We start from the raw sequence: 25,879 nt of genomic DNA on the forward strand, positions 1-25,879 counted from the left end.
ACGTCCGCTGCCTGCCGGCGATATCTCCGCTACCTGCCGAGAACCAGCGACCAGTAGCGCAGGTTGGGATCGCGGCCGTCACGGACATAGGCAAGCCCGAAGCGGCTAAAGTCCGGATCGAGTATGTTGCGCCGGTGTCCCTGCGAATGCATCCAGATGTCGAACAGCTTCTGTTGGTCGAAGCGGCCGGCCGCGATGTTCTCGGCCGCGGCACCGTGTACGCCATTGTCCTTCATCCGCGAGGCGAAATCCTTGCCCCAGCCGGTCGTGTGGCTCATGTTTTCACGCTGCGCCATATAGCCGGCCTGCTGGAGTGCCGCTTGCTCCAACTGTGTATCGGCGACCAACGGACCGAGCCCAGCCGAGGCGCGCAGGCCCGCCAGCGTGCCGGTTGCCGAGGAGGAAACCCCGGCGCCTTGACCCGTCGGCAGCGAGACGGTGCCGCAGGCGGCAAGCCCGAGCAAGGCCGCGAGGCCAGCCGCCTTGAGCCATGTGCGCCTGTTCAAGTTCGTGATCCGGTCGCAATCGATTCTCGAAGTGGTCATGCCGGCCTGAGATAGTCGCGATCATGGCTTTTGCCGGGCAGGGTGATGAAAATCTGAAAATCGAATGGCGGCTGATCGCTTATTTCACAAGCGTGACGAGGCGGCTGGCGTACATATCGCGATTTCCGAATACGGCCGTGCAATCGGTCTTGATGGATGAGTTGCCTGTCATCTGCACGGTCAAGCCAACAAGCCTCAGGCAGTCGCCCTGACCGCTCATATCCGAGTTGCCTGCGAACGATACGGCCGCGTCAGGCGCATAGACGAATCCGCTGATCACGGAATTTGCGCCGCCATTCAGTGTCAAGGCCGATGTGTTCCCGCGGCTCTGGAAGATGGTGATGCCGGCGTAAGGCCCGCTGGTTGGCGGGGAAAGGTTCACCGTTTCATTGGCGTTTATGTAGATCTGTGCTCCCTCTACGAGGAATATGGTCACGCCGTGGCCGATCAGGCTGCCGTTACCTCCCGGCTTCAAGGTGACGCCGCGCAAGATGTAGACGCCCGGGTTGAGTGTGATGTTTCCCGACAATGTCTTGTCGCAATAGGTGCCGGGCGACAGCGTGTAGGTTTTTCCGTTCGGCACCTGCATGCAGAACGTGTAAGGGGGAGGGACGATGTCCGCCAGGGGATCGAAGGACGCATATTGATGTACGAGCGGCGCGCCGCAGGTGAGATTGGCATTGGGCGGTGAAAGCCCGGAAGTGCCGCCGACGGTCGAGACGCAGCCCGCCGAAACCAGCGCGGAACCGCCTCTGCTGACGGCATCGGACGCGTCCGAGTTTGCCGCGATCACGCAGTTGCTCATGGCGACATCGGTCGAGCCTTGCAGGCTTACCGCGGCCGACGCATGCGGATCGAGCGCCAGCACGCAGGCCTGTGAACCCGGGTGCATCTTGACCGTCGCCGACCGGCGAGCTGGCCAGGGGGCCGCGCCATTGATGAAGCTCGGACGGTTGATGCCTGACGAAAGCGAGATGTAATAGGCACTCGAGTCGCCGCTGGCGGTGGCCGAAAAAGCGGAGACGCTGTCTGAATATTCCTGTTGGTCGGCGACGCTCATATTGGCTGCAAAGAATGTCAGACCAAGTCCCTGGACATCGGTCGCGCTCATGCTGGGCAGGTACTTGGTGCCGACGGCAAGCCCAGCCGCGTCCAGCGAGTTCTGCAATTGCGCGGCGTCGTCGCTCGTGCCCGTCAGATCGAGGGTGCCGGCGACGACAGCCATTATCGGCAGCATCGCTACGGCAGTCGCCATGGCAAAATTGCCGCGCTCCGAAGACCAGAAGCCCTTCAATCCGAACATCGCCCCTCGCCAAGATTTATAAAGCTCAGGTTTTAAGGCCTGGGTCTCTACGAGTAATTTAAGCAATAACTAAAATGCAGAGATTCTAGGTGAACTCGGTGGTGGATCAAACGAAGGCCGCCCAGCAAGCATAATGAGACGCGGCGACAATCCCGGGAAGATCGGCTATGATGCCAGCGTTCTTGAAGTGGCAGCTACGGGCGGCCACCCTAGGCGGTGACCGCCCCCGGAGAAAAACGGAGGTAGGTTATGGCCGGCTTTCATGTCATGGCGGACGCGCACGGAATGCATGTGCAACCTGCGGTCCGCCGCATTTCCACGCCAGACCTCTGGGACGCGCTCAGGCTTGGCGCAGAGGACTTCTGGGCCAAGCCCTCGCATTACGTGTTCCTGTGCCTGATTTATCCGATCGTCGGCCTGATCCTGACGCAATGGACGTCCGGCTCCAACGCCATCCAGCTCGTCTATCCCTTGATGTCGGGCTTTGCCCTTGTCGGCCCGTTCGCCGCGATCGGGCTCTATGAGATCAGCCGCCGGCGCGAGCTCGGCATGAACACCAACTGGCGGCACGCACTCGATGTGCGCCGCTCGTCGGCGCTGCCCTCGATAGCAGTCATCGGCATCATGCTGTTCGCGCTGTTCCTGTTGTGGCTGTTCACGGCGCAGTCAATCTACACCAGCCTTTTTGGCGGCGAGCCGCCGGCTTCGGTCGGGGCCTTCCTGCGCGATGTGTTGACGACCAGCAAGGGCTGGACACTGATCCTTCTCGGCAACGCGGCCGGCCTGGTCTTCGCGGTGGTCGTGCTGGCGACCACGGTCGTTACCTTCCCGCTTTTGCTTGATCGTGATGTCGGCGCCGTTTCCGCAATAGAGACCTCGGCGCGCGCGGTCATGACAAATCCGCTGCAGATGGCGCTCTGGGGTCTGATCGTCGCGGTGCTGCTGGTGATCGGCTCTATCCCGCTGTTTGCCGGACTGGCGGTCGTCATGCCGATCCTCGGCCACGCGACCTGGCATCTCTACCGCAAGGTGGTCGAGCCGGCCCAGATCCGGCCTCCGCGCCGTCCGATGTGAGCAGTGTCCGGCCCGGTCAACGCGGTCAAAGGACAAACCGCAAGGTGGTGGATTTGCTCAAAGGAGTTGGCCTGGCGTGCCTTTGCCTTGCCGGCTGCCTCCATGCGGCGCCCGCCTGGGCCGACGAGGTGGTGCAATTTGAAAGCGCGGCCGTGAAGCCGACGCAGTTTCAGGAGCGCAATGGGCAGAAAAGAGGCGAGACCGCGAAGTCTATTCCCGGCATACCGCTGCGAGGATACCTGACACGTCCTCCGGGTGAGGGGCCGTTCCCGGCCATAGTCGCTCTGCACGGATGCGCTGGTGTGCTCTCGAACGACAGGGAAGCTTGGCCCGAGCGGCTGTCTTCCTGGGGTTACGTCGTTCTCGTTGTCGATAGCTTCGGCACGCGCGGCATAAAGGATACCTGTCACAGCCTCCTCTCCGATCGCGTTTATGACGCCTATGGCGCCTTGGAGTTCCTGTTGAAAGACAGTTCTGTCGACCCGCGGCGCATTGCATTGATGGGCTTCTCCGCCGGTGGCATCGCAACGCTCGAAGCCGTGCAGCTTGGTGGCGCGGAGCGGCTGATGGAGCACAAATTCAGCGTGGCGATCGCCTACTATCCGAACTGTTCGGTAGCGAGCGGCGACATGGCTGTGCCGACATTGATCCTGATCGGCGAGCTTGACGATTTCAGCCCCGTACAGAAATGCCGAGAGATGATGGCGCAACGCAGCGGCAAGGGAAGTCCGGTGCAGCTCAACGTCTACGAGGGTGCCCGGCACGCGTTCGACGCCGAGGAGTTCAAGACCGGCGTCGAGGCCTACGGTCACCGGGTGGAGTACAATGCGGCTGCGGCCGATCGATCGGCAAGCGACGTGCACGCCTTCCTGGAGCAGGCCTTCGGCGATTGACCCCAGGCGGCTTCAGCGCTGCGCGTCGGTCGCCATCTTCAGCGCCAGCGCCGTCAGCACCGTACCCATCATCCAGCGCTGGATCACCAGCCATAGCGGTCGTCCGGCGAGGAAGGTTGCGATCGAGCCGGCCGTCAGTGCGATGATGGCATTGACGCTGAGGCTGATCGAGATCTGCGTCGCGCCCAGCACCAGAAGCTGTGACAGGACATGGCCCTTGCCGGGGCTGATGAACTGCGGCAGCAGCGACAGATAGAGAACGGCCACCTTGGGATTGAGCAGATTGGTCATCAATCCCATGGCGAACAGCTTGCGCGGCCGGTCCTGTGGCAGGTCGCGCACCTGGAACGGCGAGCGTCCGCCGGGTTTCACCGCCTGCCAGGCCAACCACAGAAGATAGAGCACGCCGGCAAAGCGCAACAAATCATAGGCGAATGGCACGGCGAGCAGCAGCGCGGTTATGCCGAACGCCGCCGACAGCACGTAGAACAGGAAGCCGACCGCAACGCCGCCAAGCGAGATCAGTCCGGCCTTCGGCCCTTGCGACAGCGAGCGCGAGATCAGGTAGATCATGTTGGGGCCTGGCGTCAGCACCATACCGAGGCAGACCAGCGCGAAGGCGAGATGGTTGGCGGTGTCGGGCATTGTTCGTTCCCCAGCATCTCGCGATGGATTCGCGATCTCGCGAGCGGCCAATCTGTGCCTGTCCCGACAGGTGGCTGCAAGAGCTTGGCGCCGCCTAGGCGTTACGCCAGAGAGCGGTTCTAGATTAGCCGACCACACGCAGGTTCGACAGTTCGTTGCCGATTTCCTTGAAGTCGTTTGCCAGGCTGGCGCCGGTCGCATTCCAGAACAGCTTCGCCGGTTTGCTCGGATCCGTCGCATCCTTGCGGAAGCGCGACTCCGACGAGCAGGATTTCAGCGCATCGATCGCCAGCTTGTCGCTGGCCTTGGTCGTCGACAGGTCGAGCGCCACCGTCATCACCATGATGTTGGCCGCCTTGGCGTTGTTGCAAAGCGTGGCCATCTGCTCGTTGAGCGCATTGGTATAGTTGCCGTTCGAATAGTCGAACTGACCGATGGCGCTCGATGTGCCCATGAACATGCGGCCGACCGAGGTGCCGTTGTAACCGGGGTTGAGATAGCCGTAGGATGCGTAGGTCGATTTCGAATTAGCGGGATCCGAGTAGCCCAGCGAGGATGGCGTGTAATAGGTGTTGGCGCCGTCGGTCAGCACGATCACCACCTTGTCGTTGCCTCGTTCGGTTTCCGGCCGCCCTTGCGTGAACGGTTCTCCGCTCGAGACCACCCGCCAGCCCCAGGCCATGCCCTCGGGGACGTTGGTGCCGCCATTCGGCTGCATCAGGTCGATCGCCGCTTTGATCGAGGTGAGCCCGTCGGCGACGCTGACATCGGTCAACGGCGTGATCGGGTTGGTGGTGCAGCTGTAATTCGGTCCGTTGCCGGCCGGCAGCGCCGGCGCATCGATCGGCCGCGGCTGGAAATACTTGGCCATGTTGCGCAGCCGCGATTGGCCGCTGCTGCTCGCAGGATCGTCGTTCCACCAGCTGTTGACGGCGCCATAAGTTACCGGCGGGGCTTCGTCGGGGTCCTGGGTGAGCTTCCAATGATTGCCGGGTTCGTCGGGGGCGAACATGGGCACGAACATCGTTGCCGGATCGCCGACGCCGATGCCGGTATTGGCCGAGCCACCGGACGGCGCGGCGTCGTTGACATTGTAGGGATAGGGCCGGGCCTCGACGCAGCCTTGCCAACTGGCGAACGGACCGTAGGAATCGATATAATCATATTCGTTGTGGCTGCTTTTGCAGGTGTTGTTCGAATTGTATTGGTCGCAGACCACGCGCTTGCTGTTGACGACACGCTCGTGATTGGTGACGACCTGCATGTCGCGGTAGAGCGAAAACCGGGTCAGCATCTGGCCTTCCCCGGTTCCCCAGCCAGTGCCGCGCTTGTACCAGATGCCATTGGTTTGCTGAGCGTATTTGTTGGCGGCGTTCAGCGTCGACCAGTCGAAATTCTCGTTCGACACCGGCGACAGCCCCTCTGTGTCCATCCACGACGCATTGCCATTCCCGGGGCCGACATTGACCGAGGCGGCAAAAGGCACGAGACCGAATTGCACGGGCTTGTCGACCTGCTTGATCATGACCGCCTGCTGGGCGAGCGTGTCGACCAGCTGCTTGGAAGCGGTCTTGAGAAGATCGATGCGCTTTTGCCCCGAACCCGTGCCGAGCGTGGTCATCGATCCGGAATTGTCGAGCACCAGGGCAACTTCCAGCGTGTTCTTCAGCCGCACTTGCGAGGTGACGTCGAAGCTGAGCCTCTGGTTCGCATCGGTCGCCGATTTGCCGACGAGTTGGGCGAAGGCGGGGTAGAAATAGGGTTTGTAGTTGAGCCGGGCGGTCATCGTCAGCAGGCCGCCGCCGCTGGTGTTGCTCGGCAAGGTGACGTTGAGCGTCGCCCTCGCGGGATCGATATCGTTCAAATTGGCGTTGAAGAAATCGAGCGCATAGGCTCTCAACTGGTCGTCGGTCGCACCTTCCGTCAGCCGGCGGGCTGTGGCGAAGTTGGCGGCGTCGAGCGCATTCATCACCATCTGCTTTTCACGGTTCATTTCCGTGAAGTCGACAGCGATCGCCAGGCCGCCCATCAGCGGAACCATTGCCACAACCGTCATGAGAGCATAGTTGCCGCGCCTGTCGCGCCGGAACTGACGCCAGATTTCAAACATGCTTGCAGCGGCCCCCGCCGACGGATTCTCGGTCGGCGCCAGCTTTCCACAAAACGCTGAAGGACGGGTTTGGGAAACCGCTCTATTGCTTGGTCGGCGCTTCACCAACCGCTAACCAATCAAAGCCGCGGCTTGCGCCGCAATTCGTGCCGATCAAGGCGAAAGCTGGTGACAGCTTGGACCGGTTCGGATAATTCGAACCGGCTGCGGCGAACCGTCGGCCGCCGCACCCGCAACGATCATACTGAAGGAAATGGCATGGCGGATTCGCCTGAAATCGTTGGCTCGCTCGAAGACGTCTCGAAAGCCTATTCGGCAATTCTCTGCGATGTCTGGGGCGTGGTGCACAATGGCGAATGGCATTTTCCCGCGGCCGCGGCGGCGCTGGCGGCGGCAAGGGCGGCCGGCACTCCTGTCGTTCTGATCACCAATTCGCCGCGCCGCAGCGCCGACGTCGTGGCGCAGATGAGCGTGATCGGCGTCCCGCCCTCAGCCTACGACCGCGTGGTGACCTCGGGCGACGTGACCCGCGATCTGATCGCGGAGGGCCCTCGCAAGATCTTCCACATCGGCGCCGACCGCGATTTGACCCTTTATGATGGCCTCGACGTCGAACTCGTCGAGGAATTCGAGGCCGCCGGCGTCGTGTGTACCGGGTTGTTCGACGACGAGGTCGAAAAACCCGAGGACTATACCGAACTGCTGCGCCGGTTGCGTGCCAGGAACCTGCCGTTCATCTGCGCCAATCCCGATATCATGGTTGAACGCGGCGAACGGATCATCTGGTGCGCCGGTGCGCTCGCGCGTGACTACGCGCAGCTCGGCGGTCGCACGCTGATCGCCGGAAAACCCTATGCGCCGATTTACGAGGTCGCGATGAAGGAGGTGGCCGAGATTCTCGGCCGGCCGGTCGGGCGTCCGCAAATACTGGCTATCGGCGACGGCATGTTTACCGACGTCAAGGGCGCGGCCGACAATGGTTTCGACGTTCTCTATGTCTCCGGCGGTATTCATGCCCGCGACTATGGCGATCCCTCCCGGCCGGATCCGGCAAGGCTCGGGCTCTTCCTGGAGCGGCACGGCTATCGTCCGGTGGCCGTCATCGCAAGACTGCAGTAGGTGACGATGGTCGCGTTCCAGCATCTTACGACAACCGCGCCGCTGCCCGCCGATCTGCGAGGCGGCGTCGTGGCGATCGGCAATTTCGATGGCGTCCACCGTGGCCACCAGGCCGTGCTCGAACGGGCATTGGCGGAGGCCACGCAGCGTGGCGTGCCGGCCCTGGTGCTGACCTTCGAACCGCACCCGCGAACGGTTTTCAGGCCTGATCTGCCGCTTTTCGTGCTGACGCCACCACCGATGAAGGCGCGGCTCCTGTCGCTGCTGGGCTTTGCCGCACTCGTCGAGCAACCTTTCACGCGCGGCTTCGCCTCGCTGTCGGCGGAAGCCTTCGTCACCGACGTGCTGGAGAGGACGCTGGGCGTCACCCACGCCGTGACCGGCTTCGATTTCCATTTCGGCAAGGACCGCCAGGGCGGGCCGGCCTATCTGATGGCGGCCGGCGAGCGCCATGGCTTCGGTGTCACCCTCGTCGACGCCTTTCGCGACGAAGGCGCCGAAGTGATTTCGTCGAGCCGTATCCGTGCCTTGCTCTGCGAGGGCGAGGTGGCAGAGGCAGCCGGTCTGCTCGGCTATCGCTTCACGGTGGAAAGCGAGGTCGTCGGCGGCCAACAGCTCGGGCGAACGCTCGGCTTTCCCACAGCCAACATGAGGCTTCCAGCGGAAGCCACGCTCAAGGAAGGTATCTACGCCGTTCGCTTCCGGCGCGCCGACGGCACGCTGCACGACGGAGTCGCCAGTTTTGGCCGCCGCCCGACCGTCGACGACAACGGCGCGCCGCTCCTGGAAACCTTCGTCTTCGATTTTTCCGGCGATCTCTATGGCGAGACTTGCGCGGTCTCGTTCTTCGGCTTCCTGCGCAGCGAGATCAAGTTCGAGGGGCTCGATGCACTGGTGGTGCAGATGAAGCGCGATGAAGCCGAGGCACGCGCGCTGCTTGGCGGCGTCAAACCGCTGTCCAGTCTGGACGCGGCGGTGGCGTTCTGAAGCGTGACCCCGAAAAGGGGAAGCGAGTTCCTATTTCTTCAGCGCAAGACCGACGGCGATGAAGGTCCAGCCCTGGAAGATCAGGTCGATCGCCAGGAACAATCCGAGCACCCACAGGCTGTTGACCGGCCAGCCCATGGCGATGATCAGGCCCGCGAGCACGCTGATGACGCCCGCCGCGACAATCCAGCCCCAGCCGCGCTCCGGGCGGTGGCTGTAGCCGACCCAAGCCCGCAGCGCACCTGAAGCGACGAGCGCGACGGCCAGCAGGAAGGTCAACACAGCCGAGGCCAGCAGCGGATTGTCGAAAGCGAAGAACCCTGCGACCGCATAAAGCAGTCCGCTGAGCAGCCAATAGAAGAAGCGTCCCCAGGTCTTGACTCCGAAAGCATGCATGATCTCGATGATGCCGGCCACCAGCATCAGCCACCCCACGACATAGACGGAAGCCACCGTGGCGATGAACAGATTGCCGAAGGCGATGCCGCCGAGGACCAGCAGCACCACGCCCAGGCCGACAAACCATCCCCATTTGTCTCGCGTCTGGCCGATCGCGTTCTTCAATGTATCGCCGTGCAAGGTCATGTCGCCACCTCCATTGAAGACCGCCAGAATGCAAGGAGGTTACCCTTGGTGCCGACCCGCGTCCAGCCGACGGCGGGGCGGATGGCGCAGGGCTCGTGGGGTGGCAATGCGAGCCGGACATCTCGCCCTTAAATCAAATTTTACCAAAGCCTCGTCAAAGCTGTCGCCGCAGGACAATTGTATCGTGTTAGTGGAGTGGCCATGAGTCCGGTCGGGAAGATTTCTATAGCCTTGGCTACCGTCGTGCTGGCGACGTCGAGCGCGGCCGAGGCAGGCGATGGCGCTTTCGGCTGGCTGTCCGGCGACTGGTATCTGACGGTCGGCGCGACCGGACTGGTGGCGCCGAATTTCGAGGGCGGCAAGAAATACATGCTGAGCGCCCAGCCCATCATTTCGCTGGGCAAGGCCGGCCCTGCTGCTCGCTTCACCTCGCGCAACGACAATATTTCGCTGGCGCTTGTCGACGATGGCGGCGTCCGTGCCGGCCTGACCGGCAAGTTCCTGTTCTCGCGCGACGATGGCGATGCCGACGAACTCAAGGGCTTGGACCCGGTTCGCTGGGGCGGCGAGGTCGGCGGCTTCTTCGAATTCTATCCGACGGACTGGATGCGCGCGCGTGCCGAATTGCGGCATGGCATCCGTGCCCATAACGGCTTTGTCGCCGACATCGCCGCCGATGCTTTCTACGACGTGACGCCAACCGTCCGGATTTCGGGTGGCCCGCGCGTGTCTTTTGCCTCGGCGAACTATTTCGATGCCTATTATGGCGTCAACGCGCAGGAAGCCGTGGCCTCGGGGCTGAGCCAGTACAATCCCGGCGGCGGCCTGAAGTCCGTCGGCCTCGGTGGCGCCGTGACCTGGAAGGTGACCGATCCGATGACCGCCAGCCTGTTTGGCGAATATTCGCGTCTCGAGGGTCCGGCGGCCGATTCCAGCCTGGTCAAGGAGCGCGGCGACCGCAACCAGTTCATGGTCGGCGTGTCGACCAGCTACCGTTTCGACTTCAAGATGTAAGCGAAGCGAACGAGACGCTTTATTCCTGCGCTCATCTCCGCTAAAAGCCAGCAATGACGAGCTTTTCGCGCCTTCACGCGTCGACGATACGAATTACCAGCCCGGTGTTCCCAGCAGCCTGAAGGCTGTCGGAACTGCCGGGACTATTGCGCGCGGCCTCTCGCGCTTTTCCAGATCATCAAGGCATGTCGCCCAGAAGTAACCCGGTTTGGGAAAACGGCATGCGTATAAAGTAGAATTCCACGCCGCAAGCCACGTGGCCCGGCATGCACATGGCAGACCAATGACCGACGACCAATCAACGATCGACTATTCGAAGACCCTTTACCTGCCGCAGACGGAGTTTCCGATGCGCGCCGGCTTGCCCGAGAAGGAGCCGGCGCTGGTCAAGCGGTGGCAGGACATGGACCTCTACCGCAAGCTGCGTGAGAGCGCGGCGGGCCGCACGAAATACGTGTTGCACGACGGTCCGCCCTACGCCAACGGCAACATCCACATCGGCCACGCGCTGAACAAGATCCTCAAGGATGTCATCACCCGCTCGTTCCAGATGCGCGGCTTTGACTCGAATTATGTGCCCGGCTGGGACTGTCACGGCCTGCCGATCGAATGGAAGATCGAGGAACAGTATCGCGCCAAGGGCAAGAACAAGGACGAGGTGCCGGTCAACGAATTCCGCAAGGAATGCCGTGAATTCGCCGCGCACTGGATCTCGGTGCAGGGTGGCGAGTTCCAGCGGCTTGGCGTCATCGGCGACTTCAAGAACCCTTACACGACCATGGCCTTCCACGCCGAGTCGCGCATCGCCGGCGAATTGCTGAAATTCGCCATGTCCGGCCAGCTCTACCGCGGTTCGAAGCCGGTAATGTGGAGTGTCGTCGAGCGCACGGCGCTCGCCGAGGCCGAGATCGAGTATCAGGACTACGAGTCCGACACGATCTGGGCGAAGTTTCCGGTGGCCAACCTCGTCGTCGCCAGCGTCGTGGACGGACAGCCGGCGGAGCTCGATCCGGACCTGAGCGGGCGGTCGCTCGACCTGCTGGATGCTCATGTCGTCATCTGGACGACGACGCCATGGACCATCCCTGGCAACCGCGCCGTCAGCTATTCGCCGCGCGTCGCCTATGGTCTCTACGAGGTGACGGCGGCCGAGAATGCATTTGGCCCGCAGCCAGGCGAGAAGCTGATCTTTGCCGATGCGCTGGCCGAGGAAAGCCAGGCCAAGGCCAAGGTCACCTTGAAGCGCCTTCACGGCATCAGCGCCGAACAGCTTGGAAATCTTGTGCTTTCGCATCCCTTCAAGGGCCTCGGCGGCGGCTACGAGTTCCCGGTTCCGATGATTGCCGGCGACCATGTCACCGACGATGCCGGCACGGGCTTCGTGCACACGGCTCCCGGTCATGGCCGGGAGGACTTCGATGCCTGGATGGATGCCGCGCCCGCGCTGCGCCAACGCGGCATCGACACTGAAATCCCATTCACAGTTGACGATGCCGGCTTCTTCACCAAGGACGCGCCCGGCGTTGGCCCGGATCGCGAAGCCGGACCGGCGCGCGTCATCGACGACAACGGCAAGAAGGGCAACGCCAACCAGGCGGTCATCGACGAACTGATCAAGCGCAACGCACTGTTCGCGCGCGGCCGGCTGAAGCACAGCTATCCGCATTCATGGCGTTCGAAGAAGCCGGTCATCTTCCGCAACACGCCGCAATGGTTCGTCTACATGGACAAGGACCTCGGCGACGGCACCACGCTGCGCGGCCGTGCGCTGAAGGCGATCGACGAGACGCGCTTTGTCCCGGCCGCCGGCCAGAACCGCATCCGCGCCATGATCGAGGAGCGCCCCGACTGGGTGCTGTCGCGCCAGCGTGCCTGGGGCGTGCCGATCGCCGTCTTCGCCGACGAGGATGGCAACGTGTTGAAGGATGAGGCGGTCAACCAGCGCATCATGGACGCCTTCGAGGCGGAGGGTGCCGACGCCTGGTTCGCGCCCGGCGCCAAGGAGCGCTTCCTCGGCAATCACGATGCCTCCAAATGGCGGCAGGTGATGGACATTCTCGACGTCTGGTTCGATTCGGGCTCGACACATGTCTTCACCCTGGAAGACCGGCCCGACCTGAAGTGGCCGGCCGACGTCTATCTCGAAGGCTCCGACCAGCATCGCGGCTGGTTCCACTCCTCGCTGCTCGAAAGCTGCGGCACCAGGGGCAGGGCGCCTTACGACACCGTCGTCACCCACGGCTTCACCATGGACGAGGACGGCCGCAAGATGTCGAAATCGCTCGGCAACACGGTCGTGCCGCAGGATGTGATCAAGCAGTCCGGCGCCGATATCCTGCGGCTCTGGGTGGTGACGACGGACTATTGGGAAGACCAGCGGCTCGGCAAGAACGTGCTGCAGACCAACATCGACGCCTATCGCAAGCTCAGGAACACCATCCGCTGGATGCTGGGCACGCTCGCCCATGACGATGGTGAGGAGGTTCCCGTGGAGACGATGCCGGAGCTGGAGCGGCTGATGCTGCATCGTTTGGCAGAACTCGACGAGGTGGTGCGCCAGGGCTACGACGCCTTCGAGTTCAAGCGCATCACGCGCGCACTGCTGGATTTCATGGTGGTCGAGCTGTCGGCCTTCTATTTCGATATCCGCAAGGACGCGCTCTACTGCGACGGCCCGTCGAGCGTGAAGCGCAAGGCTTCGGTCCAGGTGGTGCGCCATCTCTTCGACTGCCTGGTGAAATGGCTAGCGCCGATGCTGCCCTTCACCATGGAAGAGGCCTGGCTCGATCGTCATCCCGATGCGGTCTCGTTGCATCTCGACCAGTTCCCGCAAATCCCGGCGAATTGGAAGAACGACGCGCTGGCGGAGAAATGGCGCAAGGTCAGGCAGGTGCGCCGTGTCGTCACCGGTGCGCTCGAGATCGCCCGTGCCCAGAAGGTGATCGGCTCCTCGCTGGAGGCCGTACCGGTGGTCACGATCAACGACGCGGCGCTCGAGGCGGCGATATCGGACGTCGACATGGCCGAAATGGCGATCACCAGCGATCTCGTCATTGCCCATGGCGAGGCGCCGCAAACCGCCTTTGTCCTCGACGATGTAAAGGGCGTCGCCGTGGTGGTCGAAAAAGCGGAGGATCGCGGCCTGGTCAAATGCGCGCGGTCCTGGCGCTACACGGCCGATGTCGGGCAGGATCCGGAGTTCCCGGATGTTTCCGCACGTGATGCCGCGGTGCTGCACGAATTGAAGACGCTGGGACGGCTGTAGGGCCTGTCGCCCAAAGTGCGCAGCGGTTTGGGACAACGACATGCCCACGTCAAAGAAGTGCACAAATGCCACGCCGGGCGGTGCAAATCCGCCCGTGCGTTGCCCTTAACGAGTGGTTGAGGTAAACACGCGAAACTCCGGAAGACAAATTGTCGCCGGATTTCCGTCGCAAGTGCTTGCATGATGGGGACCGGACACAAGGCCGGTGCGATTGAGAGGCTGTCTAGAGTGGGACTTTTTGGCATGACCGAGAGTTATAAGGCGCGCCTTGCGCTGTTGGCGCCGCTTGTCGCATCGGGCCTCGCTTTATCCGGCTGCATGGGCTCTCCGACCTATGGCACCGACAAGACCGCCGCCGAACAGCTGGCCGGCGATCTTACAGGCGCCGTTTCCTTCGCGCCGAAGCACAAGGACCCGATCGACTACAAGCCGCGTCCTACCCTGGTGAAGCCGGCCCCAGGTCAGAAGGAGGCGCTGCCTGCGCCTCAGGAAAGCATCCAGACGGCAAACGCAGGGTGGCCCGAATCGCCCGAGCAGCGCCGCGCGCGACTGCGCGCCGACGCCACCGCCCACCAGAATGATCCGGCCTACCAGTCGGAGATCGTCGACGACGTGCAGACGGATCCGGCTTCGGTGAAGAAGGCGATGGAAGACTCCGGCTCGAGCCATCCGCCGGCGTGGAAGCCCGCCGATTCCGACAAGGGCCGCGCCGCCGAGATCCAGCGCCGCCTTGCCGAAAGCAAGCAGGGCGACCCCAACACGCGCAAGTACCTCAGCGAGCCGCCATTGGCCTACCGTGTCGCCTCCGATGCCGCGCCGCAGAACGAACTCGGCGAAGACGAGTACAAGAAGGAACGCCGCCTCAAGGCAAAGGCCGAGGGCAAGAAGGGCGGCTGGTTCGACTGGTTGCCGTCGCTGTAAGAACGGTCGCGCCGCTGATCTTGCGGCGGCCTTGCTCAGTCTCGACGTCCCCTGAAAAAATCCTTCAGCAGCAGGCCCGCTTCGGTCTCGGCCATCCCCGGATAGATGTCGGGCGTATGATGGCAGGTCGGAGAAGCGAAGAAGCGCACGCCGTTGACCACGGCGCCGCCCTTTTCGTCGGCGGCACCGAAATAAAGACGGCGCAGCCTGGCGAATGAGATTGCCCCGGCACACATGGCGCAGGGCTCCAGTGTCACATAGAGATCGTGGCCGGTGAGCCGCTCGCTGGAGATTTTGCCGCAGGCTTCACGGATCACCAGCATCTCGGCATGGGCCGTCGGGTCGGCAAGCTCGCGCGTGCGGTTGCCGGCACTGGCAATGACCGTGCCGTCCTTGGCGATCACCGCGCCGACCGGCACTTCGCCACGCAAGGCTGCCGCCTCGGCCTCCTGCAGTGCCAGGGCCATGAAATCCGGCCTCTTCAAGCGGTTTGTCTTCCCATTATATCCTCGCCACCCGGCGGTGATCCTGTTATGGAGCGCATCAACCTGAAAATCGGACTCGATTTTCGGGAATGATCATGCGCCAAATCAAAAATGCTACAGCGTTCGTTGCGCGCCGAACGGATGCGCCACGCTGTAGCAGCGCAAACGGACAAAGGCCACATGGACGACAACGACAAGAAATCTCCGCGCAAAGCCGGTCCGGGCAGGAGTGGCCCGAAACCGGCAGGCGCACGTGGCCGCGACGCTAGCAAGGGCGGGAAGCCGTCCTTTGGTACCAAAAAGCCTTACGCCCCACGCGGCGACCGCCCGGCAGGCGCTGAAGGCGAGCGCCCGAAGCGCGACTTCAAGAGCGGCGACAAGCCGTTCCGCAAGGGACCGCGCCCCGAAGGCAAGCCCTATGAAAAGCGCGAAGGCCCGCGCAAGCCCTACGCCCCGCGCGGCGACCGACCGATGGCGGCCGAAGGTGAGCGCAAGCCGTATGAAAAGCGCGAAGGCCTGCGCAAGCCGTACGCCCCGCGTGGCGACCGTCCCATGGCGGCCGAAGGCGAACGCAAGCCTTATGAGAAGCGCGAAGGGGCGCGCAAACCCTACGCTCCGCGCGGCGACCGTCCGGTTTCTGCTTCGGCGGAGGGCGGCGAAAAGCGCTTCGACCGTCCCAAGCGTGATTTCGGGGATCGTCCGAAGCGGGACTTCGCCGACCGTCCGAAGCGCGACTTTGGCGGCGACTGGCCCAAGCGCGATTTCGGTGATCGGCCCCAAGGTGCATCGGGCGGCGGTTTCAAGCCACGTCCGCGACCAACCGAAGCAACGGAAGAAGCCGGCGAGCGCATCGCCAAGCGCCTGGCACGTGCCGGGCTCGCCTCGCGCCGCGACGCCGAGGAGTTGATCGCCGCCGGCCGCGTCAAGGTCAATGGCCGGGTGCTGGCCTCGCCGGCGTTCAACGTCATGCCCAATGACATCATCCATCTCGACGGCATGGAAATCCCGCCGATCGAGCGCACGCGCCTGTTCCTGTTCCACAAGCCGGCGGGCGTCGTCACCACCAACCGCGACCCCGAAGGCCGCAAGACCGTCTTCGACGTGCTGCCGGCCGAACTGCCGCGGCTGATGACCATCGGCCGGCTCGATATCAACACCGAAGGCCTGCTGCTGCTGACCAATGATGGTGGCCTGTCGCGCGTGCTCGAACTGCCGGCCACCGGTTGGCTGCGCCGCTACCGCGTGCGTGTCCACGGCAAGGTCGAGGAAAGCGCGCTCGCCGGCCTGCGCGAAGGCATTGCCGTCGACGGCGTCTTTTATGGCGCCATCGAAGCCAGCCTCGATCGCGAACAGGGCTCCAACGCCTGGCTGACGATCGGTCTGCGCGAGGGCAAGAACCGTGAGGTCAAGAACATCCTCGGTGCGCTCGGCCTCGACGTCACGCGGCTGATCCGCATCTCCTACGGCCCGTTCCAGCTCGAGGATCTCGCCGAGGGTCATGTGCTGGAGATCAAGGGCCGGGTGCTGCGCGATCAGCTTGGCGAGCGCCTGGTCGAGGAATCCGGCGCCAATTTCGACGCCGAGATAACAAAACCGTTTTCCAACCAGCCGGTGCGGCGTACCGAGATCCGTGAGGCCGAGCCCGAACGGCCGAAGTTCACGCGAGACGGCGAGCGCCGGCCGATCGGCGAGGGCGGGCTGATCAAGAACCGCAAGCGCCGGGAAGGCAGCCGCGACGAGGCGCTCGGCAAGCTGTCGACAAGCCCTGACAGAGGCGAGAGACCAGACAAGGGCTTCGGCGAACGCGGCCCGCGACCGGAGCGTGGCGGCTTTGGCGACAAGCCGCGCGGCGCATTCGGTGACAAGCCTCGTGGCGGCGGCAAGAAATCCGAACGCGAGCAGCGGCCGATCGAGCCGCCCGGCCAGCGCAAGGCCAATGTCTGGATGGCGCCGGGAGCCCGGCCGATCGGCAAGGGCAGGGCGGAGGCCGATGCGGCCAAGGCGGCCGAGGCCAAGGCGCGCAAGGCCTCGTTCAAGCCGTCTTATGGCAAGCCCGCCGGCAAACCAGGTGGCGCAAAGCCATTCGGCAAGCCGCGTGGCGAGCGTCCAGGAGGCGCCGGTGGCGGTGAGCGGCCGCGCGGCGGCCCCAAGGGCCCCCGGACGAGATGAGAATCGTCGGCGGTGAGTTTCGCGGGCGTCCGTTGGCGACGCCCCGCAGCAGCGCCATCCGCCCGACGACCGACCGCACCCGCGAGGCCGTCTTCAACGTTCTGGCGCATCGCTTTGCCAGGCAACTGGACGGCGCGCGTGTGCTCGACCTGTTCGCCGGCACCGGCGCGCTTGGTCTGGAAGCTCTGTCGCGCGGCGCATCCTATGGCGTGTTCATCGAGGAATCGGCCGAAGGCCGGGGTCTGATCCGCGACAATGTCGAGGCCTTCGGCCTGACCGGACGCACCAAGATCTTCCGCCGCGATGCAACGGGTCTGGGCGAGGCCGGTACGCTGGCGCCGTTCGGCCTCGTCTTTGCCGATCCGCCCTATGGCAAGGGCCTTGGCGAGCGCGCCCTGCGGTCCGCCAAGGATGGCGGCTGGCTGCGCCCCGGCGCGCTCTGCGTGGTCGAGGAGACGGCGGCGGTTCCCTTCGAGCCAGGGCCGGGCTTTTCCGTGCTTGATGAGCGCAACTACGGCGAGACCGTCATCCGCTTCATCGGGGCTGCCTAGGCCTCTTTCAGCGGTGGCCTCTTTGCCGCCGCCTTTGCCGGCAACATGACCAACAATTCACTTTGCTTGTCGCCAGCGCCTTGCCTATCGTCGCTGCATGAAACCGGAGCCGTCGATGACATCCAGAACTGAGTGGCTGAGGCCAACGCTGCTGGCGACATCGCTGGCCTTGTTCATGACCGACCCTGTCCTGGCGGACAACTCCGTATTGCCGGACACTGTGCCGGCCGAGTTCAAGGTGACGGATTTCCTGCTCGACAACGGCATGGAAGTGGTCGTCATTCCCGACCACCGCGCGCCGATCGTCACCCACATGGTCTGGTACAAGATCGGCAGCGCCGACGAACCGCCGGGCAAATCCGGCATCGCCCATTTCTTCGAGCATCTTATGTTCAAGGCCACGGCCCATCACGAAGCCGGCGAGTTCGATCGTGCCGTCTCCGACATTGGCGGCTCCAACAACGCCTTCACCTCCTACGACTACACCGCTTTCCACGAGACGGTGGCGCCGGCGGATCTCGAGCTGATGATGAGCTTCGAGGCTGACCGCATGCGCAACCTCATCCTCACCGACGATGTCATCAAGACCGAGCGCGATGTGATCCTGGAGGAGCGCCGCTCGCGCATCGACAACAACCCGCAGGCCGTGCTCGACGAAGAGGTCGATGCCACCCTGTGGCAGAACCAGCCCTATCGCATTCCGGTCATCGGCTGGATGCAGGAGATGGAGCAGCTGAATCGCACCGACGCCATCGCCTTCTACAACAAATACTACCGGCCCAACAACGTCGTGCTGATCGTGGCCGGCGACGTCGAACCGGAAACGGTGAAGGCGCTGGCCGAAAAGACTTATGGCAATGTGGCCCGCGGGCCGGATCTGCCACCGCGCGTCCGCCCGGTCGAACCGGAGCAGAACACCAGGCGCACCGTCACGCTCTCCGATGCCCGCGTCAGCGTGCCGAGTTTCTCGACGCAATGGGTCGTGCCCTCCTATCACACCGCCAAGCCCGGCGAGGCCGAAGCGCTCGACCTGCTCGCCGAGATCCTCGGCGGCGGCAATCGCAGCCGGCTTTACCAGGCGCTTGTCGTAAAGCAGGGCATCGCTTCCAGCGCGGGCGCGTACTTCCAGGGCACCATGCTCGACGACACCAATTTCACCGTCTACGGCGCGCCGCGCGGCGACGCCAAGCTGGCTGACGTCGAGGCCGCGGTCGATGCCGAGGTGGCGCGCATCGCGAGCGACGGCGTCACATCAGATGAGCTCGAAAAAGCCAAGGACCGCTATGTCAGGTCGATGATCTTTGCCCGCGACAAGCAGGAGTCCATGGCCAACATTTATGGCTCGACGCTCGCCACCGGCGGCAATGTGCAGGACGTGCAGCAATGGCCGGACCGCATCCGCAAGGTCACGACCGACGAGGTCAAGGCCGTCGCCGCGCGCTATCTGGTACTGGCCCGCTCGACCACCGGCTATCTCTTGCCGCAGCAACAGGCGGGGAATTGATGATGAGCGAGCACCGCCATGTCTTCCCTTCTCCCCTTGTGGGAGAAGGTGGATCGGCGCGCAGCGCCGAGACGGTTGAGGGGTCTTGGACGGAGCGCGGGCAGCGTCAAGCTGGAGCACCCCTCATCCGACCGAGCTTCGCTCGGCCACCTTCTCCCACAAGGGGAGAAGGGAAGGCCCTGCACGCCATCGCAACCCTATTCCTTTCCATCCTCTTCCTGATCCTGCCGGCGCTTGCCGCCCGCGCCATGGAGATCCAGTCCGTCACCTCGTCGAAGGGTGTCACGGCCTGGCTGGTCGAGGACTATTCCGTGCCGGTTGTCGCCATCCGTTTCGTCTTCGGTGGTGGTTCGACACAGGATCCGCCGGGCAAGGAAGGGCTGGCCAATCTGATGACCGGCCTGTTCGACGAGGGCGCTGGCCCGCTCGATTCGGAAGCCTTCCAGGTCAAGCTCGACGACGCCGGCGCCGAAATGAGCTTCGACGAGACCCGCGACGGCATCTACGGCTCCATGCGCATGCTGGCCGAACAGCGCGACCAAGCCTTCGATCTGTTGCGGCTGGCGGTCAACGAGCCGCGCTTCGACCAGGCGCCGATCGACCGCATCCGCGCCCAGGTCCTGTCTGGCATCATCGCCAACGAGAACGACCCCGACACGGTGGCGCAGAACCGGTGGGCGCGCGCCGTCTATGGCGACCACCCCTATTCGCGTTCCGATCAGGGCACCAGGCGGAGCATCGCCGCCGTCACGCAGGCCGATCTCAGGACCCTCCACAAGGCGGTGTTCGCGCGCGGCGGCCTGCATGTCGCCGTGGTCGGCGCCATCGACGCCGAGACGCTGAAGAAGAAGCTCGACATGGTGTTCGGCGACCTGCCGCCAAACCAGGCGCTCGCCCCTGTCGCCGACATCGAGCCCAAGCTGGCGCAGCATGTCGAGGTCAATTACGAGATGCCGCAGACCTCGCTGCAGCTCGCCTGGCCGGGCGTGAAGCGCAAGTCGCCGGATTTCTTCCCGGCCGCGTTGATGAACGAAATCCTTGGCGGCGGCACCTTCACCTCGCGCTTGTTCCAGGAGGTGCGCGAAAAGCGCGGGCTGGCCTACAGCGTCAATTCCTCGCTGGTAAACCAGGACCACGCCGACGCGCTGATCGTCACCACCGGAACGCGTTCCGACCGCGCCGCCGAGACGCTCGGCATCGTGCGGGACGTCGTCAAGCGGTTGGCCGATGACGGCCCGACCGAGGCCGAACTGGCGGCGACCAAGAAATATCTGATCGGCGCCTATGCGATCAACAATCTGAATTCGTCGAGTTCCATCGCCGCGACGCTGGTCGAGCTGCAGCTCGACGATCTCGGCATCGACTACATGCAGCGCCGCACCGGTTACATCAACGCGGTGACACTCGATCAGGTCAAGGCGGTGGCGAAGAAGCTGCTGACTGCCGAGCCGACCATCATGGTGGTCGGACCGCCGCTGGCCGGGGCCGGCAAGGGATGAGCCTGACTTTCGGCATAGCTTTCGGCGGCGGCGGCGCGCGCGGCTTGGCGCATATCCATGTCATCGAGGCGCTTGACGAGCTCGGCATCAAGCCGGTGGCGATAGCCGGCTCGTCGATCGGCGCCATCATGGGCGCCGGCATGGCCTCCGGCATGACCGGCAAGGATATCCACGATTATGCCCGCTCGATTCTTGGCCGACGCGCCGAGGTTGCGAGCCGCATGTGGCGGGCGCGGCCAGGTACGATCGCGGAAGCCATGCAGGGCGGCATTCGGGTCAGCCAGTTCAATGTCGAGCGCATCCTGAAGGCGTTCTTGCCCGAGGCCATCCCCGAGACCTTCGCTGAGCTGAAAATCCCGCTGAAGGTGACGGCGACGGACTATTTCGGCCACAAGCTCGCCGTGTTCGACGACGGCGACCTGCACTCGGCCCTAGCCGCCTCTGCCGCCATCCCCGCCGTGTTCCGCCCGGTGACGCGCGACGGCAGGCTGCTGATCGACGGCGGCATCTACAACCCGGTGCCGTTCGATCTGATCGAGAACGATGCCGACATCATCATCGGCGTCGACGTGGTCGGCGCGCCGGAAGAGGCCGACCGCAAACAGCCGACCTCCGTCGACCTGATGTTCGGCGCCACGCAGCTGATGATGCAGTCGATCATCGCCAGCAAGCTGAAACAATGCCAGCCCGACATATTGGTCCGTCCGGCGGTGTCGAAATACCGGGTGCTCGATTTCCTGAGGATCGACGCCTTGATGAACGAGACCGTTGAAATCAAGGATGAGCTAAAGCGGCAGTTGGAGAAGGTCCTAGAGATGCGCTCCGACGCCAATAGGCGTAAGCGCGGTTTGAACTGAACCTTGGGGCGGACAATGCCTGTCACCTTGATCCTGATCTGATGCGCGTTCGCACGGTGCTTGTCACGGGTGCAAACCGAGGCAGGTGCTGTTGAGGTCGAGGGCCGCGGCCAGCCCAGGCCGTTGCATCACCAGGGTAATGTCGCCGTAGTTTCGATACTCATCGCGCGAAGCGACGCTTGATCCGATCCACAACGGCTCTGATTGGAGCGGAGGTGCGCCAAGTCGTACTGGAGATCATGGCCGCCAGGTGAGCCCGCGCGTGCAGATTGTCCTGCCGCAGGCTGTTAATTTCCTCGGTCAGCTTTGTATTGTCGGAATGCATGCGTGCTATTTCGGCCTCGATCGCTGGGGAATGCACCTTCGTTATTTGAGACCACAATTGCCGCTGCGATCGGTCGAGATAAGTCTGGCGGTCCAAAGCGTGAGGCTGAAGCTGATCCTGGACCGCCGATGCCAGACTGCCGAGACCCATGACGGCCACCGTATCAGGCAGGAATACCGTCATATGCGGGATGCCGAGATGATCGAGAAGACGCTCCGCATTCATTATTGCGTCCGCAATCAGGTTGGCGTCATGGAAGGCAATGACGCAGTCCGATTTCATAAGCGGCAAAGTGCCGACGAAATCTGAAAAACAAGCCTTGTTCGTGTGTTCTCCGTCAATAAGCGCATGGGTAGCACTGGCCTTGACTGTGCCGGGGATCACATTGGAAACGTCGCTATCGACCGTGGCAAGTTTGGCCATTGCTTCAGGAGGAAGCCAATCCGACAGTGTCGCGATCATTCGGGCGGTTGAGTTTTCGGGGTAATGAAAGACCTGCGCGCGTTCATCGGGCTGCATCAGCGGCCGTGGGTCGATCGATATCACTGCCTCGCAGGCAGGATCAATCAGATGGGGAAAAAGGCTTCCACCCAGATGTGAGCCCACCTCCAGGTACACATAGCGACCGAGTACGGATCGAACGAAATTTTGGACACGCAGAAAACTCTTGCGGTCACTGAGAGTGGTCTCGGTCTTTACCTTGAAAATGGAGATATCGAGCTTCTCAATCATGCCTATCGCATGATCTGGGGTTAGCATTGGATGGCTCCTGGCGATTGGTTACGACTCCTGGCACGGCGCTTTAGACAGGCCATCGCCAGCGGACGATCGTTCAGTTGCATTTCGACCGGATATCCGCAACAGCAATATTCCGATGTGGAATGCAATGAATGAAAGGCCGATTGTGAACCGCCTTTATACAGATCTCCTGATCAAGGTTATCGCCAACACTGTCTACGGCTCCGGCTCGCAAGTGATGGATCCTGCGAAAGTCGGCGAGTCTACGCCGTTCAATCGCGAGGATCGGCTCAATGGCCGCGATTGGCCCACGGTTGCCCATTCGATGGCGGGCATCAAGCGCCTAACCAACGTGCGCGATCTCGTCCAGCGTGCGCTCGATGAGAGGGTGCCTGGCGATTTCATCGAAGCCGGTGTTTGGCGAGGCGGCTGTTGCATCCTCATGCGCGGCGTGCTGGCCGCCAACGCGATCACAGACAGAAAGGTCTATGTTGCCGACTCATTCGATGGCCTGCCGCCGCCGGATCCGGAGAATTTTCCCGCCGATCGGGGCGACAGGCTGTTCGAATTCCGCCAGTTGGCGATCGACCAGGGGCAGGTTGAAGCGAATTTTACGGCCTATGACCTGTTGGATGAGCAGGTCGTCTTCGTCAAAGGACTGTTCGGCGACACCCTGCCGGGTCTGAAAGCAGGTCCTTTCGCTTTGATCCGGTTGGACGGGGATTTGTACGAATCAACAATGGACAGTCTGGAAGCGCTCTATCCAAGGCTGTCGCCCGGCGGGTTCGTTATCATCGATGATCTGGCATTGCCTACCTGCCGCCAGGCGGTCGAAGATTACCGCGCACGCAACCACATCACCGCGCAGATGCACGAGATAGACTGGACCGGCGGTTGGTGGCGCAAGCCCATTGCCGACACCTGAGGCACGGAAACGCGATGAAGCAGAACCACGTGTCAGTCGTTGTTGTCGCGCCGCCGATGGGTGCCGGCATTGGTCTAGATGCCGGCTGAACCGACCGCTTACCCTCAGTCCTTCGCCCGCTCCACATAGGACCCATCCGCCGTCATCACCACCACGCGGGTGCCAGGCGCGATGTGCGGCGGCACGGTGGTGCGCACGCCGTTGGAAAGCACGGCCGGCTTGTAGGAGGACGACGCCGTCTGGCCCTTGGTCGTCGGCTCGGTGTCGACCACTTCGAAAGTGGCGCGCTGCGGCAGCACCAGGGCGATCGCGATGCCGTTGAACTGCGACACCTGCACCGGCATGCCTTCCTTCAGATAAGGCGCCGCGTCGCCGACCACGGCTTCCGACACCGCCACCTGGTCATAGGTTTCCGGATTCATGAAGTGATAGCCTTCGCCGTCGGCGTAGAGGAAGGTGTGCTCGCGCTCCTCGACATAGGCGCGCTCCACCTGTTCGGTGGTGCGGTAGCGCTCCGACACCTTCACCCCATCGCCGATGCGCCGCATGTCGAGCTGCGTCACGGGCGTGCCCTTGCCTGGGTGGATGTTTTCGGCAAAGAGGATCACATAAAGCTTGCCGTCTTTGTCGACGACATTGCCTTTGCGGAGCGAACTGGCGATGACTTTCACCACGGTTTTAAATCCTGCGAGAGTTGACTGGCGTTTGCCGGCTTGCGCGGCGCTGGATGGGGGCCTAGCGCATCTTGGCGCGAACCGCCAGCCCCCCAATGCGAACTGGCATGGGGGCGAACTGACATCGGCGCGAACTGAAATGGGGCGCTCTGGCACGCCTTCAATCCACTCATGACCGCCGCGTCGCCTTGGTGGACGCCGCATGTCCATGCCGACCGCCGCCCGCGCCTGATGCGGCGCAACGGGCTGACGGCTGCCTTGCGCGATTGGTTCGCCGGCAACGACTTCATCGAGGTGGAGACGGCCGCGCTGCAGGTCTCGCCCGGCAACGAGGCGCATCTGGCGGCTTTCGCCACGGAATCGGTCGGGCCGGATGGCGTCCGCTCGCCGCTTTATCTCCATACCTCGCCGGAATTCGCCTGCAAGAAACTGCTCGCCGCGGGGGAACAGCGCATTTTCAGCCTGGGGGCCGTCTATCGCAACCGCGAGCGCGGCCCCTTGCATCATCCCGAATTCACCATGCTCGAATGGTATCGGGTAGGGGAAACCTATGAAAGCCTGATGCGCGACTGCGCCGATCTGCTGGCGCTGGCCGCGACACGAGCAGTTGCCACGCGCTTTTCCTTCCGGGGCCGCGACTGCGATCCCTTTGCTGAACCGGAGCGGTTGGCCGTGGCGGACGCCTTCAGCCGCCATGCCGGCATCGATCTGCTGGCCACGGTCACCGTCGATGGCGGCACGGATCGGGACGCGCTTCATGCTGCACTGGTCCAGGCCGGCCTGCGCACCGCGCCTGATGACAGCTGGGCGGATTTGTTCAGCCGCGTGATGGTGGAAAAGATCGAGCCGTTCCTCGGGCAGGGGCGGGCGACCATCCTGTGCGAATATCCGGTCGCCGAGGCGGCACTCGCCCGACCGAGCCCCCGGGATCCGCGCGTCGCCGAACGTTTCGAGCTCTATTGCTGCGGCGTCGAGCTCGCCAACGGCTTTGGCGAGTTGACCGACGCGGCCGAGCAGCGCCGGCGCTTCATCATCGAGATGGACGAGAAAGAGCGTATTTATGGCGAGCGCTACCCGCTGGACGAGGATTTTCTCGCCGCCCTTGCCATCATGCCGCAGGCCAGCGGCATCGCGCTCGGCTTCGACCGTCTGGTCATGCTGGCGACAGGAGCGCAGAAGATCGAGGACGTGATCTGGACGCCGGTCGCGGCATCTTGAACGACAGGCCGCCGCCGGCCCTCACTTCAATGCGCGAAAACCTGCTCCAGTGAGCGAAAGCCCTTGAATTCCAAGGCGTTGCCCGAGGGGTCGCGGATGAACAGCGTCGCCTGTTCGCCAGGCTCGCCCTTGAAACGCACCATTGGGCGCTCCAGCCAGTCTATGTCGTCGCGCGCTTCCAGCCGGTTCGCCAGGCGCTGCCAGTCGTCCATCAAGAGCACGGCGCCGAAATGCGGGATCGGCACCAAAATGCCGTCGACCTTGCCGTCGCTGGCGGCTTGCGCGACCTGCGGTCGCAGATGCGCCGACATCTGGTGGCCGTAAAGGTCGAAATCGACCCAGGTCGCCGACGAGCGGCCGATCGCGCAGCCCAGCACCTCACCATAGAAAGTTCGGGTTTCATCGAGATCACGAACCGGAAAGGCAAGATGGAAAGGCGTCACGGCGAGGGCTCCAGATAGGCAAAAACCGCG

The 25,879-nt window shown here is 63.3% G+C and carries 23 protein-coding genes; 14 read left to right on the forward strand and 9 right to left on the reverse strand.

Features of this window, described 5'->3' with window-relative positions:
- Positions 1–29: 29 nt before the first annotated feature.
- On the reverse strand, positions 30–545 hold the full coding sequence (locus FJW08_RS03890; RefSeq protein ID WP_140808966.1) for a CAP domain-containing protein: 516 nt from the start codon (positions 543–545) through the stop codon (positions 30–32).
- Between the two features lie 79 nt (positions 546–624).
- A complete protein-coding gene (locus FJW08_RS03895; protein ID WP_140809327.1) occupies positions 625–1,848 on the reverse strand; it encodes a TadE/TadG family type IV pilus assembly protein in 1,224 nt (407 codons plus the stop codon).
- 249 nt (positions 1,849–2,097) lie between these two features.
- Between FJW08_RS03895 and FJW08_RS03900 the strand changes: the two genes are divergently transcribed.
- Positions 2,098–2,922, forward strand: a complete 825-nt coding sequence (locus FJW08_RS03900; protein WP_140808968.1) for a DUF2189 domain-containing protein — start codon at positions 2,098–2,100, stop codon at positions 2,920–2,922.
- 152 nt (positions 2,923–3,074) lie between these two features.
- Positions 3,075–3,815 carry a dienelactone hydrolase family protein gene (locus FJW08_RS03905; RefSeq protein WP_140809329.1) on the forward strand — a complete coding sequence of 247 codons (741 nt, stop codon included), beginning with the start codon at positions 3,075–3,077 and terminating at the stop codon, positions 3,813–3,815.
- Between the two features lie 12 nt (positions 3,816–3,827).
- Here FJW08_RS03905 and FJW08_RS03910 read toward each other — a convergent pair whose 3' ends face one another.
- Positions 3,828–4,460, reverse strand: a complete 633-nt coding sequence (locus FJW08_RS03910) for a LysE family translocator (RefSeq protein WP_140808970.1) — start codon at positions 4,458–4,460, stop codon at positions 3,828–3,830.
- 124 nt (positions 4,461–4,584) lie between these two features.
- Positions 4,585–6,570, reverse strand: coding sequence for a TadE/TadG family type IV pilus assembly protein (locus FJW08_RS03915; protein ID WP_181182827.1), 1,986 nt, complete (start codon positions 6,568–6,570; stop codon positions 4,585–4,587).
- Between the two features lie 258 nt (positions 6,571–6,828).
- Here FJW08_RS03915 and FJW08_RS03920 point away from each other — a divergent pair, with 258 nt between their 5' ends.
- Together FJW08_RS03920 and FJW08_RS03925 are read left to right on the forward strand one after the other, a co-directional pair.
- Positions 6,829–7,689 carry a TIGR01459 family HAD-type hydrolase gene (locus FJW08_RS03920; protein ID WP_140808972.1) on the forward strand — a complete coding sequence of 287 codons (861 nt, stop codon included), beginning with the start codon at positions 6,829–6,831 and terminating at the stop codon, positions 7,687–7,689.
- Between the two features lie 6 nt (positions 7,690–7,695).
- Positions 7,696–8,676 (forward strand): bifunctional riboflavin kinase/FAD synthetase, encoded by a 981-nt coding sequence (locus FJW08_RS03925; protein WP_140809346.1) that lies wholly within the window; start codon positions 7,696–7,698, stop codon positions 8,674–8,676.
- Positions 8,677–8,706: 30 nt separating this feature from the next.
- Here FJW08_RS03925 and FJW08_RS03930 read toward each other — a convergent pair whose 3' ends face one another.
- Positions 8,707–9,261 (reverse strand): HdeD family acid-resistance protein, encoded by a 555-nt coding sequence (locus FJW08_RS03930; protein WP_140808974.1) that lies wholly within the window; start codon positions 9,259–9,261, stop codon positions 8,707–8,709.
- 201 nt (positions 9,262–9,462) lie between these two features.
- On the opposite strand from FJW08_RS03930, the gene FJW08_RS03935 reads away from it, so the two are divergent.
- The 3 genes from FJW08_RS03935 (at position 9,463) to FJW08_RS03945 (ending at position 14,461) form a co-directional block, all read left to right on the forward strand.
- On the forward strand, positions 9,463–10,275 hold the full coding sequence (locus FJW08_RS03935) for a MipA/OmpV family protein (RefSeq protein ID WP_140808976.1): 813 nt from the start codon (positions 9,463–9,465) through the stop codon (positions 10,273–10,275).
- A gap of 283 nt (positions 10,276–10,558) precedes the next feature.
- Positions 10,559–13,540: an isoleucine--tRNA ligase gene (ileS, locus tag FJW08_RS03940; RefSeq protein WP_140808978.1), complete on the forward strand. Its 2,982-nt coding sequence runs from the start codon at positions 10,559–10,561 to the stop codon at positions 13,538–13,540.
- A gap of 243 nt (positions 13,541–13,783) precedes the next feature.
- Positions 13,784–14,461, forward strand: a complete 678-nt coding sequence (locus FJW08_RS03945; RefSeq protein ID WP_140755647.1) for a hypothetical protein — start codon at positions 13,784–13,786, stop codon at positions 14,459–14,461.
- Positions 14,462–14,496: 35 nt separating this feature from the next.
- Here FJW08_RS03945 and FJW08_RS03950 read toward each other — a convergent pair whose 3' ends face one another.
- Complete coding sequence (locus tag FJW08_RS03950; RefSeq protein WP_140755645.1) at positions 14,497–14,946, reverse strand: nucleoside deaminase; 450 nt, start codon at positions 14,944–14,946, stop codon at positions 14,497–14,499.
- Between the two features lie 180 nt (positions 14,947–15,126).
- On the opposite strand from FJW08_RS03950, the gene FJW08_RS03955 reads away from it, so the two are divergent.
- The 5 genes from FJW08_RS03955 to FJW08_RS03975 all read left to right on the forward strand — a co-directional run bounded on the left by FJW08_RS03955 (position 15,127) and on the right by FJW08_RS03975 (position 21,526).
- Positions 15,127–17,115 carry a pseudouridine synthase gene (locus FJW08_RS03955; protein ID WP_140808980.1) on the forward strand — a complete coding sequence of 663 codons (1,989 nt, stop codon included), beginning with the start codon at positions 15,127–15,129 and terminating at the stop codon, positions 17,113–17,115.
- Positions 17,112–17,666 (forward strand): 16S rRNA (guanine(966)-N(2))-methyltransferase RsmD, encoded by a 555-nt coding sequence (gene rsmD / locus FJW08_RS03960; protein ID WP_140808982.1) that lies wholly within the window; start codon positions 17,112–17,114, stop codon positions 17,664–17,666. The genes FJW08_RS03955 and rsmD overlap by 4 nt, the downstream gene beginning before the upstream one ends.
- A 115-nt stretch (positions 17,667–17,781) precedes the next feature.
- Positions 17,782–19,170 (forward strand): pitrilysin family protein, encoded by a 1,389-nt coding sequence (locus FJW08_RS03965; RefSeq protein ID WP_140808984.1) that lies wholly within the window; start codon positions 17,782–17,784, stop codon positions 19,168–19,170.
- A 2-nt stretch (positions 19,171–19,172) separates the two neighbouring features.
- Entirely contained in the window at positions 19,173–20,669 is a 1,497-nt protein-coding gene (locus tag FJW08_RS03970; protein ID WP_246682199.1) for a pitrilysin family protein, read from the forward strand.
- Positions 20,666–21,526, forward strand: coding sequence for a patatin-like phospholipase family protein (locus tag FJW08_RS03975; RefSeq protein ID WP_140808986.1), 861 nt, complete (start codon positions 20,666–20,668; stop codon positions 21,524–21,526). Before FJW08_RS03970 ends, FJW08_RS03975 begins: the two co-directional genes overlap by 4 nt.
- Before the next feature lie 160 nt (positions 21,527–21,686).
- Here FJW08_RS03975 and FJW08_RS03980 read toward each other — a convergent pair whose 3' ends face one another.
- Positions 21,687–22,583 carry a class I SAM-dependent methyltransferase gene (locus tag FJW08_RS03980; protein WP_181182828.1) on the reverse strand — a complete coding sequence of 299 codons (897 nt, stop codon included), beginning with the start codon at positions 22,581–22,583 and terminating at the stop codon, positions 21,687–21,689.
- Between the two features lie 154 nt (positions 22,584–22,737).
- On the opposite strand from FJW08_RS03980, the gene FJW08_RS03985 reads away from it, so the two are divergent.
- A complete protein-coding gene (locus tag FJW08_RS03985; protein ID WP_181182829.1) occupies positions 22,738–23,514 on the forward strand; it encodes a TylF/MycF/NovP-related O-methyltransferase in 777 nt (258 codons plus the stop codon).
- Positions 23,515–23,618: 104 nt separating this feature from the next.
- Here FJW08_RS03985 and efp read toward each other — a convergent pair whose 3' ends face one another.
- The gene (efp, locus tag FJW08_RS03990) at positions 23,619–24,188 is read right to left on the reverse strand and encodes an elongation factor P (RefSeq protein ID WP_140808992.1); all 570 of its coding nucleotides are present in this window, start codon (positions 24,186–24,188) and stop codon (positions 23,619–23,621) included.
- 171 nt (positions 24,189–24,359) lie between these two features.
- Here efp and epmA point away from each other — a divergent pair, with 171 nt between their 5' ends.
- A complete protein-coding gene (gene epmA / locus FJW08_RS03995; RefSeq protein WP_140808994.1) occupies positions 24,360–25,406 on the forward strand; it encodes an EF-P lysine aminoacylase EpmA in 1,047 nt (348 codons plus the stop codon).
- A 26-nt stretch (positions 25,407–25,432) separates the two neighbouring features.
- Here the strand turns inward: epmA and FJW08_RS04000 are convergent, their stop codons facing one another.
- On the reverse strand, positions 25,433–25,849 hold the full coding sequence (locus FJW08_RS04000) for a VOC family protein (protein WP_140755632.1): 417 nt from the start codon (positions 25,847–25,849) through the stop codon (positions 25,433–25,435).
- Positions 25,850–25,879 lie beyond the last annotated feature (30 nt).

The organism is Mesorhizobium sp. B3-2-1 (assembly GCF_006439515.1).
In the GTDB taxonomy this organism is placed as follows: domain Bacteria; phylum Pseudomonadota; class Alphaproteobacteria; order Rhizobiales; family Rhizobiaceae; genus Mesorhizobium.